Genomic DNA, 4,145 nt, shown 5'->3' on the forward strand with positions numbered 1-4,145 from the left:
GACATCGTCGAGACCGGCAACGATAGTTGGCGATTCAAGAACCGCGCCTGAACGCCCCCTCAACACACCTCACAAGAGGGTCCCTTTTGCGTGCCGATCTGGGGTCCCAATTCAGTGCCGATTGACAACCGGCCCGCAGCTTGCTGGGCCCGTAGCCCCATGAGTACCGCTGCACCAGAAGCCGCTATGGCGGGTTCCGGTACCTGCGTGGTGCTGGACGGGAGCCGTGCGACCAGCTGCGCCTGACGGTCGCGGAGCAGGCGCAGCGCCGCATGGCGGTCGAGCAGCCCCGCACGGGCGTCGTTCTGCGACACCGAGGACAGCACGCAGGAAATGCAGGCCGTCATGCACCGGGCATCGTGCGCGGGTGACCGGGTCAGGACTCTGACCGCCGCCTCAAGCCACTCCGTGCCACGCCGGAATACCTCAGGGATGTGGCCTGCCCCATGCCCGACGGCATCGAACACGCGCACAACGCGGCCACCGCTGGAGGTGCCGTCCACCATCATGCGGATCTCACGCTGGTCCAGCTCAAGAAGCTCCGCGGCCCCCTGCGCCAGCGCGTGCCCGGCGGTGACCAGCGCCGCGGCGTCGGCGCCGTCGAAGTCGCCGAAGTCGAACCGCACCACGTCGGTGAACTGGCGGGCCGCGAAGACGACGTTGCGCAGTGGCGGGGAGGCAGCCGTCGTGCCCCGGCAGATGTCGTCCCGCCCCCGCCCGCGCCGGGCGAGCGGAACATGGTTCCGGAAGCGGTCGGGCAAGCCGACCGTGCCTGCCATGCCGGGCCGCTCCTCGGCCTCGCTGAAGCCGCAGGATGTGCAGACGGCGAAGCCGCACTCGGCGTCGGCGGGGTTGGCGAAGATCAGCTCCACGTTCTCGAGCAGCGCCGCCCGGAGCGCGGGCAGCCCGCCAAAGCCCACCAAATGCTCCGTCTGGCGTCCCTCGAGATGGTTGATGACCGTCTCCACTTGGCCGACCACCTGCCGCTGGCCGTACCATGACGGCGGCTCCGAGACCGCGGTCGCATAGCCATAGCGCGGGATCAGGAGCCGCTGCGGTGAACGGTTCATGCGGGCGGTGCAGCCTTCCACGCCGCAGACCGGATCCTGCTCGACCATGACGTGGTCGCACTTCGAGTGGCCGTCGTCGCAGATGTAGCGCCAGCGGGTGATGCCCACCGACTCCTCGCTGTTCTGGCCGAAGCCCCGCTGGACGCCCCGCGAGCGGATATAGCGGCCACCGGCGACGATCACCGAGCCCGGGACGTACTCGGCAATGGCCACAGCACCGTCGCGCTGGAGCTTGAAGGACTGCTCGTCATCCCGGTCCGAGTTCACCAAGAGGGTGTTGAGCCCTATCGGGAAGCCGTAGCGGGGGAGGAACTTTCGGTTGCCGAGCTCCTCGACCACCGTGGTCTGGCGCATCTCCCGCGCCTGCCGGGCCAGGGCGTTCAGCACGGAACGCGAGTTGCTACGGTTGGAGGCGTCGGCTGCCGCCTGCTCCCAGGCCGTCACGATCCTCTCATAGGCGTCCTGCCACTCGCCGGATGCCTCGGCGAACTCCGCATGGACCGCATCCACGAAGCGCTGCCAGTCCTGGACTTGGTTGGCGGCAGCCGTGCCGTGGGCGAGCCAGACGGCCCGCTGTGCGATGGGAGACCCGGCCTGGCCCGCCAGCCACCCGAGGAAGGTCCTGAAGGCGCGCTCGAGGCTAGGCTCGTCCTCGGCCCGCCACCACGCCTCGGGGCGTCGGAGGCCCGGATCCAGCGGGTTGGGCCGGGTGGGCGTCGGGGTGCCCACCCGGTCCTCGGGGATGAAGTCCAGCCCCCGGACCCCACAGAAGCCACCCATCCGACCAAAGGCGTTCATCGCCCCGGCCTTAGCGCCCACCGGGCGGATCGCCTGGAAGAACTCGGACAGCAGGAGGGCGTGGAGGTGGCGGCAGGCGATCGCTGGGCGGTCCAGCATGACGTTGGCTCGCCGCAGCTCGCGCCGGAAGAACGAGCCGAAGTCGTCGAAGGCCGCCTGGTCGTAGGGTTGGCGCCGCGCGTAGGTGACCACGAGCGATGCCCCGTCCGCCCGGCGACCGGCCCGGCCGCCACGCTGGAGGTAGTTGGCAAGGCCCGGCGGCATGTTGGCCATCAGCACGCCCGCGAGGCCGCCGATATCGATGCCCACCTCCATGGTGGTGGTCGCGCTCAGTACGTTGCGGATGCCTGCCGCGAACAGGTTCTGGAGCCGCCTGTTCTCGTCGGTCTCCAGCTGGGCCGAGTGCTCGTCGGCCCAGAGGCCGATGCGGAATGCCTCCTCCTCGCGGTAGGCGCGCCGCGGCCGCCCGACGCGGGGGTGGGCATCGAGTTCTTCCTGGGTGACGGGCTCGAATGTGCCCGTCACCCCGCGGATCGGGGCACAGCCGAGCACCGCGCGGGGCCAGACCGCGCCCGTGACGCGGCAGCGGAAGACCTCGCGCGGGGGCCGGAGGCTGAGGCCGAAGAACCGCACCCGGATCGCAGGGACGGCCACCTGGGGCCCGGACTGGCGGTCCTCCTGCTCGAGCCAGGGCAGCGTCTGGCTGGCGGCGGCGTCGAGGAGCTGATTGAAGGCAACCTCGAGAGCCAGCAGGTGCAGCTCCTCCGCGGCCTCAGGGCTGCAGCCCGCCGCCTGGAGGACGCCACGCGCGAAGCGGACACGCCGGGTGTCCCGTGCCGAGCCCGGGAGCATGGAGACCAGGAAGGGCCCCGTCGCATTGAGGGACATCCACTTCCCGACGGGGAAGACCGACGCCGAGATGTCGAGTTCCGCCGAGCCGAAGGTGACGCAGCGGGACAGCCGGACCATGTCGAGCATGCCCGCGAGGAAGCGCGGCCAGGCTTCCTCCAGGCGATGCGCCGTCTCGCCATCGGGCAGCCGCACGCGGAGGGCAGCGGGCATGGGGAGGCTATCGATGCTAGGATAGACCACCTCGGCGAGGCCGATCGTCTCCAGGTTCAGGGTGGCGGGCGATGGCACGCCGAATTCCCGGGCCAGCACCACGTCCAGGCGGCGCCGGACCTCCGCCGCATTGCGCTCCCAGGCTTCTTGGTTCCAGGTGTCCAGTTTGTGCGTGACCCCCGTCTCCCGACTAAATATCTCCGCCACGCGGGGGTTGGAGCGCAGGCGGCGGAGCCAGTCGTCCATCTGCCCGCCTGCCTCGGCTGCCCGGAGCCGGGCCTGGAGCTCGTCCAGCCGCTCCTGCAGGATGCCGCGCTCCTCGGGGTCATCCTCCGCCTCCAGGTCCTCCTGCGCCCGACTGATCTCCAGCCTGATGCGCGCGACCACGCGGTCGGCGTTGCGTGCCTCGTGGAGGGTGGCAGCGATGATGGAGCGGCACATCTGCCGCTCGTGCGTCGCGGTGAGCGCCGGGCCGAGGCGGGCCGCCGACTGGCGGCTGTCGCTGAAGGCGATCAGTCGGCGGCCGCCCGCAGGCTTCCAGTTGCGGTCGTCGCTTGGCATCGGCGGCATCGAGGCGAGAGCCGTCTCGGCCACGATGCCGAGGGCGTTGTCGTCGCCTGACCGGATGAGCGCGAAAGTCGGCTCCTCCTCGCCGCAATTCGGACAGGCGGTATGAGGGCGTAGCCAGGCGAAGCTGCCTGACGGCTCACGCAGTCCGTCCGTGAGCTGGTAGGGCTCGGTGTCGGCCCCGGCGCCTGTTGGCGCCAGGAAGAAGGTCTGCTGGCCGCCTTCCTCTACCTCGTCCTCCGGGTCCCGGTCGCGCCAGTCGCGCAGCGGGCGGAACCGGTTGTCCGCCTGGCTGAAGGTGGCCGCGAGCACGGTCTCACCGCAGGAGGTGCAGCGGGCGAGCGGCAGGGTCTGGGTCCTGCAGGCCGGGCAGTGCTCGTGATGGCCGCCAAGTACAGGACCGGCACCCGGGTAGCGGTACCCGTGGTCGTGCCCGCAGGACGGGTTCAGGCAGACCGTCGGCCCGAGCGGGGCCCGGGCGAGGAAGTGCAGCTTGTGCGGCAGGACGGGCAGCGCGTCCGCATCCATCCGGGCGCGCGCGCCGAGGCGGAGGAGGCGCTCCGTGGCAGCGCGGGCCGCGGGTCCGTTGTCGCCCCAGAGTTCCCCTGTCTCTTGATCACATCTACGCACAGCTCCACCGTAAGGCGA

At 70.6% G+C, this 4,145-nt stretch carries 1 protein-coding gene; it reads right to left on the minus strand.

Annotated features, from left to right (window positions below):
• Positions 1-59: 59 nt before the first annotated feature.
• Positions 60-4,145 (minus strand): DUF1998 domain-containing protein (locus tag ROTAS13_RS20380; protein WP_139323458.1); only part of this gene is annotated, 4,086 nt, incomplete at its 5' end.

The sequence above is a fragment of the Roseomonas sp. TAS13 genome, from assembly GCF_001950415.1.
GTDB lineage: Bacteria > Pseudomonadota > Alphaproteobacteria > Acetobacterales > Acetobacteraceae > Roseomonas > Roseomonas mucosa.